This window comes from Brevibacterium salitolerans, from assembly GCF_039531405.1.
GTDB classification, from domain to species: domain Bacteria; phylum Actinomycetota; class Actinomycetes; order Actinomycetales; family Brevibacteriaceae; genus Brevibacterium; species Brevibacterium salitolerans.
The window spans coordinates 36,092-43,383 of record NZ_BAAAPZ010000015.1; the positions used below are offsets into that span (position 1 = coordinate 36,092).

Sequence of the window (7,292 nt, forward strand, 5' to 3'; positions counted from 1 at the left end):
GAGGGTGGAGCGAGCGAGTCTTTGGGCAGCCATGCGTCAATCGTTTCTCCACCAAACCGTTCACACAAGCAAACTTTCATGACCTACTGTCCGCTTGAACTAAACGATTGTTACTGTGGGTTCATGGAAATCCAGCAGCTGCGCGCGTGGCGATCAGTGGTGGCCACCGGATCGGTGCGCGCCGCCGCGCAGGCGCTCGGCTATTCGCCCTCGGCGGTCAGCCAGCAGATCACGCAGCTGCAGCGTGAGGCGCGAGTGCCGCTCATGACCAGGGTGGGCAGGGGAATCGAGCCCACGCCCGAGGGGATCGCACTTTCGCGGCGGATCGACGGAACTCTCGCCGAACTCAACGGCCTCAAGGAGTTCCTGCGCACGATGCGGGCGGGCCAGACTGCCACGCTGAGCATCGGGCACTTCGCCTCCATCGGCACCACCTGGGTTCCGGACATCCTCTCCGCGCTCACGACCAGCCATCCAGAGGTGCGAATCGAACTGTTCGTCGCCGACTCGTACGACCCGCAGCGCAAGCCCCGCCCGGACCTCCAGCTGCTGGTGCTGCCTCCTGAGACCCCGGCACCCAAGGGATACACCAAGCACCTGCTCACGGATGATCCCTTCATGGTCGCCGTCCCAAGCGACCATCCTTTGCACGAAAAGTCCGAGGTCTCCCTGGCGGCTCTGGCCAACGACGACTGGATCGACAACGACGCCGCGGGCGGAACATGCCGGCAGATCGTGCTGGATTCCTGCGCCGCCCTCGGATTTCAGCCCAGCTTCCGCCTGCAGACTCCCGATTACGGCACCGCCCTCGAACTCGTCGCCAGAGGGCTCGGAATAACAATCCTTCCCCTCCTCGCAGCACAGAAGATCCCGGCAGGCGCGGCGATACTTCCGATCGCCTGGCCTTCACCGATCCGCTCCATCTACGCACTCGTCCGTTCGCTGGGTCAGGAAAGTTCAGCAGCAGAGCTCGCCCTCAGGACCACTCAGCACATCGCCCGTATGGGATCACTCGGGAATGCGTCACAAGCCGCGAGCCGTGAGTGAGCAGGCAGACTTCACATTGAGACCCGTGCGCACGCAGGCACGTGATCCGGTGTCCACAATGCGATGGGCAGCCGCGCGCAGCGGCTCCACGGCTTCTCCGGCACCGCGCCTCCCTTCGCCCTGAGCAGAAAGCCACACCCTTCGGACTGCCGTTGCGGACAAAGTTGTGAACCACGTGAGCGGGAGGCCTCGAACGGCCACGCGGAATACGTGCCACTCACCCGCACAAGCCCGATCACCTCACTGGGCCATAGACGGCTGCCGGTTCTCCCTTTCCCGCAGTTTCGAAGCAGGAGAGGGAGAGCCGACAGCTAGAGGATACGGGGAGCTAGGCCGAGGCGCGGGTACCTGCCTCTGGCAACGTCACTGGCAGTCGCTGCTCTCCCTCAGGCTTCCCCGGCGAAGACATCGACGACCTCGAAATCCACTGCGCAGCCTTCAGACAGCACGCGACCCGTGCTGAAGCGGAGTCACCGTCAACTACGCGAACTACAGCTGGTCAGTCTTCCGCTGGCGTGCTGTCAGCAGGAGTGTCACCCCGGCTGCGATGAGAGCGGCAGCGAGTCCGATCAGCCCGGCACCGATAGCGGCACCAGTCCTCGGGAGTTCACCACCAGGCCCCGGCTTCCCCGGATCATCGGGGTTGCCAGGCTCGCCAGGATCCTGTGCCCTTGCCGGAATCTCGACCTCGGAGGGGTCCGAGGTCACCGGGTCGCCAACGGGCGGGGTGCCGTCGGCGGTTGCCGTGTTCGTCAGCGGATCACCGGTGAGGTCCGCCGCAACGACCTGGTAGGTCGCCGTGCAGGTCACCGACTGTCCGGGCAGGAGTGATGCTGCCTCATCCGGACAGGTGACCTCGGACAGGTCACCGTGTCCGCTGAACTCGCCCTCGGTCACCCCCACATCGACGAGCGTGGTGTTACCGACGTTGGTCACCAGGAACGAGTACGTGATCGTCTGACCCACCTCTGTCGCCACCTCCGTGTCAGACGACTTCACCAGCGAGATACCCGGCTTCGGGTCCTGCGGGAGGTCCACCTCAGACGGATCCGAGGTCACCGGGTCCCCGTTGGGTGAGGTACCGGTCGCCGTCGCGGTGTTGACGAGGCTGCCCCGGTCCACATCGGCCTGAGTCACCTCATACGTGGCAGTGCAGGTGACCGAATCGCCCGGAGCCAGCGCTGCCGCACCATCGGCGCAGGTGACCTCGGACATCTCCCCGGAGCCGGTGAACTCGGTCTCGTTCACCGTCACGTCAGACAGTGTGACGTTGCCGGTGTTGGTGACCACGAAGGAGTAGGTGATCGTCTCACCGGCTACGAGATCGCTCCGGTCAGCGGACTTCACGAGGCTGATGCCCGGAGCCGGATCCACACCCACCACGGCATCGTCCGGATCGGAGACCACCGGGTCACCGTCGCCGGGTGGGGTGCCGTGCGAGGTGGCCGTGTTCTCCACGGATCCCTGGTCGACGTCGGCCTGGGTCACCTGGTAGGTGGCCGTGCAGGTCACGACCGCGCCGGGGGCCAGCGATGCCGCACCGTCCTCGCAGGTGACCTCGGATAGCTCGCCGGAGCCGGTGAACTCGCCCTCGGTCACGCCTATATCGGTCAGAGTGACGTTGCCGGTGTTGCGGACCTCGAAGGTGTAGGTGATGGTCTCACCGGCGACCAGTGTGTCGGTGCTCGCGGTCTTCTCGATCGAGATTTCCGGCGCCGGGTCCTGCGGCAGCGTCACCTCGGACTCATCCGAGGTCACCGGATCGCCGCTGGACGGGGTGCCGGTCGCAGTTGCCGTGTTCGTGATCTCGCCACGATCCACATCGGCTTGGGTCACCTCGTAGGTGGCGGTGCAGGTGACCGTGTCCCCGGGAGAGAGCGTGGTCGGGTCGCAGGTGATCTCCGACACGTCGCCCGACCCGGTGAACTCGGTCTCGGTGATCACCAGATCGGTGAGGGTGACGTTGCCGGTGTTCTCCACCGTGAACGAGTACGTGATGGTCTCACCGGCCACCAGCTCCGTCGTGTCGGCGGACTTGGTCAGGGCGATCCCGGGCTGCTGGTCTGCCGTCACTTCCGCCTCGGACGGGTCCGAGGTCACGGGGTCACCGGCCGGCGGGGTGCCGGTCGCCGTCGCAGAGTTCGTGATCGACCCCTGATCGACATCGGCCTGGGTGGCTACGTACGTGGCCGTGCAGCCCACGCTCCCACCGGGAGCCAGCGTCGTCGGATCACAGGTCACCTCTGAGAGCTCCCCGGAGCCGGTGAACTCGCCCTCGTTGATGACGATGTCGTTGAGGGAGACGTTGCCGGTGTTCTCCACCGCGAAGGTATAGGTGATCGTGTCACCCGCGACATAGGTCTCGGGATCGGCGGACTTCACCAGAGACAGGCTCGGTGCCGGCTCAGCGGTGACTTCTGCCTCTGACGGGTCCGAGGTCACCGGGTCACCGCCGCCGGACGGTGTACCGGTCGCGGTGGCCGAGTTCGTGATCGATCCCTGGTCCACATCGGCCTGGGTGGCGACATAGGTCGCGGTGCAGTTGACCGTGTCACCTGGCGCCAGGGATGCGGCACCGTCTTCACAGGTGATCTCCGACAGGTCACCGGAGCCGCTGAACTCACCCTCGGTCACGCCCACATCAGTGAGGCTGATGTTACCGGTGTTGCGGACCTCGAAGGTGTACGTGATCGTGTCGCCGGCGTTGAAGTCGGTGCGATCGGCAGTCTTCGTCATCTCGATACCGGGTGCCGGGTCCTGGGGAACGCTGACCTCGGAGGGGTCCGAAGTCACCGGGTCACCGTCCCCTGGCGGAGTGCCCGTGGCGGTTGCCTCGTTGCTGAGGTCCCCACGGTCGACATCGGCCTGGGTGACCTCGTAGGTCGCCGTGCAGTCCACGGTCTCGCCGGGGGCCAGCGTCGTCGGATCACAGGTCACCGCTGACATGTCGCCGGAGCCGCTGAACGCGGTCTCGTTGACCACCACGTCATTGAGGGTGACGTTGCCGGTGTTCTCCACGACGAAGGTGTAGGTGATCGTCTCACCGGCGACCAGTTCGGTACGGTCAGCGGACTTCACGATCGAGATGCCCGGCACCTGGTCAGCCGCGATCTCGACCTCGGAGGGATCAGAGGTCACCGGATCGTCACCGTCCGGCGGGGTGCCGGTCGCGGTCGCGGTGTTCGTGACCGCCCCCTGATCGACATCGGCCTGGGTGACCTCGTAGGTCGCCGTGCAGTCCACGGACTCGCCGGGATCGAGTGTCGTCGGATCACAGGTCACCACGGACATCTCACCGGACCCGGTGAACTCGATCTCAGTGACCACGATGTCGGTGAGTGTGGTGTTGCCGGTGTTCTCCACGACGAAGGTGTAGGTGATCGCCTCACCGGCGACCAGCTTATCCGTGCTCGCCGACTTCACCAGAGCGATGCCCGGAGCCGGCTCGGCAGTGACTTCCGCCTCGGACGGGTCTGAGGCCACGGGGTCACCGCCACCCGGCGGAGCACCCGTGGCGATTGCCGTGTTCGTGATTGATCCTTGGAGCGCGTCCGCCCTGGTCGCCTCGTAGGTGGCCGTGCAGTCCACCGTTTCTCCAGGAGCCAGGGTCATCGGGTCACAGGTGATGTCGGACAGTTCGCCGGAGCCGGTGAACTCGCCCTCGTTGATGACGATGTCGTTGAGGGTGACGTTGCCGGTGTTCTCCACTGCAAAGGTGTACGTGATCGTGTCACCGGCTGCATAGGTCTCAGGATCAGCGGACTTCACCAGCGACAGACCCGGTGCGGGATCTTGCGGCAGGTTCACCTCCGAGGTGCCAGAGATGACCGGGTCACCCTCCGGAGGTGTGCCGGTCGCGGTTGCCGTGTTGTCCAGTGTCCCGCGATCCACATCGGTCTGGGTGACCTCGTACGTGGCCGTGCAGTCCACGGACTGACCAGGATCCAGTGTCGTCGGGTCACAGGTCACTGCGGACATCTCGCTAGACCCGGTGAACTCGGTCTCGGTGATCACCAGGTCAGTGAGAGTGGTGTTGCCGGTGTTCTCCACCGCGAAGGTGTAAGTGATCGTCTCACCGGCGATCAGCTCCGCAGTATCGGCTGACTTCTCCATGCTGATGCCGGGGAGGTCGAAGTCGGTGCAGGCACTCCCCCCTTCCCCGCATGCGGGGGTTGTGGGCGGGTTGTCCGGATCGTAGGGCCCTTCATCGGGGAAGGCCACATTTGCGACATGGCTGTTTCCGGCACCGGTCAGGGTGACGTCATAGGTGATGACCACGTCCTGCCCCGCGGGCAGCGGACCGGACCATGCGATCAGGTTCCCGTCGCGGATGGGCGGATCGACTTCCGCACCGTTGACCGTGGCCCGCAGGGACCCTTCGACGAAGCTCGCGTCGTCGAGAACGTCGGCGAGGTCATCGATGACGACCGCGGGATTCTCGCTCGTGTAGTCGCCGGTGCCCGTGTTGCTGCCAGTCACCTGATAGCTGACGGTGTCACCTGCCCGGGATGCCCCTGAGCCCGTGGACTCCTTGTTCACCTCGAGCTGCGGCTCGCTGTAGAACTGGACCATTGCACAGTCTGGCAGGTTGATCCCCGCATGCGCGGTGATGTTCTCCGCGCAGTTCGCGTATGACTTCGGCGACTCATCGGCACCAGCCGGGGCCGCGGAGGTGACATCGACGGTGATGGTGCACGATTCCTGCTCGTGCGCCAAGACCCCGTCGGTGATCGTGATCTCCCCGGCACCAGCATCGGCGGCGATGTCATCCACCTCGCAGGTTCCCCCGATGTTCGGGGCGGAGGCGACCATGAGTCCTTCGGGAAGGGTGTCAGTGAAGTCCCAGCCGTTCTTCTCGGCCAGTTCATCGGTGTTCGTCACCGTGAATGTCAGAGTCGAGACGCCCCCGGTCGGCACGCTCTGCGGTCCGAACGACTTGTCCAGCTGCGGCGTAGCGTCGACGAGCTGGGCGTTGTCATATCCGAAGTCGTTGCCGTCGCTGGATCCCGTGAGGTTGCGCATCCTCAGCGTCATGTTCTCCGTCTGCTCCTCGGTCAGCATCATTGCCCGATCGGAGTAGTAGGTGCCCGCAGCAGCATAGGCGCCTCCGCTGCCCCAGCCGCCCAGGCCGGGCGAAGTGTAATAAGCGACCCCTTCATCCGAGCACGCCCGGATCGGAGTCCTGTTGAGCGAAATCTCTTCGCCACCGGTGACCACCGAAAAGCTCAGCCGCGAGTTGTTCGCACCGCCCCGATGCTCACAGGACGTCTCGGCCACATTGATCCCCGCGGTGTAGAAGCGGCTCCCGGTCACATCGATCTGCAGCCGCGACGACTCCCAGACGATCGCATTCACGGGGCCGTTGACGGCCCCGGTCCACGCCGTCAGAGCGTGATTCTGTCTCGTCTGCGCCGTGGAGCCATTGACCGGACTGGTCCGATCTGAGCTTCCCTGAACACCTGCCTCAACCTGCCCGAGCACGTCCGCAAGACGGCGGACGTTGTTCTGCGAGAAGTTCCCTGTGGTGCAGTAACCCGAAGGGAAGGCAGCGTTCTCATACTGAATGATGACTCCGTTGCACTGGTCCTGACGCACCCAGTACGGATCAGATGTGTACGTCACCCCATCGTCGCCCACATAGTCAGGCAAACGCGTTGCGGTCGCCCCCTGACCGTTCTCCCAGTGCTCCTCGAACACCGTCGCCGGAGCTCCTGGCACTCCTGGGCTGCCCGGTGCAGCCGCGGCAGTCAGAGCGTCAGCAGCCACGAGACCGGACCCGGCGAGGAGACACGTCAGGAACATGTAGACGACCCTTGAGAACCGACCACGTCGCCGCACAGCGGCACCCGTATGTTCTGAACTGGCCACTGCGGCTCCCTCACGCTTGACATGCAGCCAGTCAACACATCATCGGTGGCTACATTCCGGAAACTATCGTCCAGACCACTGTCGCACAGGCCCTTGAACTTTGACCACTTATAAACGCTTTTAGGATTCCAGATTGAGGGCCCCGGACCACGCCACCGCAACCAGCTTGATCGCCGCGTTCTCGCAGAGTATCGCCGTCATGCAAGGACGGCTGGAACCATGCGTGCGCGAACGCCACCTCCTCTCACACCCTCTCTGGCTTCCAGGCAACGATAAGCTTCCCTGTCCGCATGCAGTATCGGCTTAAGGGGCTCTTGGGACATTGGGTGGGGGTCATGGGGTGAGTCCGCCGGCGGCGAGGAGCACGCGGAGGCGGT

The 7,292-nt window shown here is 64.6% G+C and carries 2 protein-coding genes; one reads left to right on the forward strand and one right to left on the reverse strand.

The window, feature by feature from the left end:
• The first annotated feature begins 78 nt into the window (after nt 1-78).
• Nucleotides 79-1,047, forward strand: a complete 969-nt coding sequence (locus tag ABD240_RS13195; protein WP_344337728.1) for a LysR family transcriptional regulator — start codon at nt 79-81, stop codon at nt 1,045-1,047.
• A 489-nt stretch (nt 1,048-1,536) separates the two neighbouring features.
• On the opposite strand, the gene ABD240_RS13200 is transcribed toward ABD240_RS13195, so the two are convergent.
• Nucleotides 1,537-6,111, reverse strand: coding sequence for a DUF7507 domain-containing protein (locus ABD240_RS13200; protein WP_344337729.1), 4,575 nt, complete (start codon nt 6,109-6,111; stop codon nt 1,537-1,539).
• Nucleotides 6,112-7,292: the final 1,181 nt, after the last annotated feature.

Coding starts and splice junctions, on each gene's coding strand:
- ABD240_RS13195 (WP_344337728.1), top strand. CDS start 79: ATGACCTACTGTCCGCTTGAACTAAACGATTGTTACTGTGGGTTCATG.
- ABD240_RS13200 (WP_344337729.1), bottom strand. CDS start 6,111: ATGATGCTGACCGAGGAGCAGACGGAGAACATGACGCTGAGGATGCGC.